This window comes from Bartonella sp. AA74HLJMH, from assembly GCF_042197045.1.
Taxonomy (GTDB): domain Bacteria; phylum Pseudomonadota; class Alphaproteobacteria; order Rhizobiales; family Rhizobiaceae; genus Bartonella.
This window is the reverse complement of sequence record NZ_JBHIRJ010000157.1, coordinates 1-576: the sequence shown is the minus strand read 5'-3', so window position 1 is coordinate 576 and position 576 is coordinate 1. Positions and strand designations below refer to the sequence as shown.

Sequence of the window (576 nt, the reverse complement as noted above, 5' to 3'; positions counted from 1 at the left end):
GATACAATTAATTTTCTGAACGAGCGGCAGGTTATCTTGATACAGAACTTTGAAATGGGCACTTTTTTCTTCAATTAAGCTAACGAGTTCTTGTGCGAGTTCTATAGCGCCTTTACCACCTTTTTCCCAATGTTTGCAGAGAACGGCTTTGCATCCAGTTGTTGAAACTATTTTTTGTAATGTACTTATTTCAGCGTCGCTGTCGGTATCAAAATGATTGATGGCAACAATACAAGGTATACCGTAGTGTTCCATATTTTTTATATGCCGTAAAAGATTGGCTGCTCCCTTTTGTAAAGCTGCGATATTTTCTACTGTCAAATCATTTTTAGCCACTCCACCATTCATTTTTAATGCACGAATTGTTGCGACAATCACTGTAGCATTCGGTAGAATATTCGCTTGTCGACATTTGATGTTGAAAAATTTCTCTGCTCCAAGGTCGGCTCCGAATCCAGCTTCTGTGACAACATAATCCGCAAGTTTTAAAGCGGTTTTTGTTGCTATAACTGAATTACAGCCATGCGCAATGTTAGCAAAAGCTCCTCCATGGACAAGAACAGGGTTATTTTCAAT

1 protein-coding gene is annotated in these 576 nt (G+C 38.7%); it reads right to left on the bottom strand.

Translation table 11 applies throughout. From position 1 onward, the window contains the following. On the bottom strand, nucleotides 1–576 hold a 576-nt coding region (locus ACFINH_RS10325), incomplete at both ends, for a formate--tetrahydrofolate ligase (protein WP_375633084.1).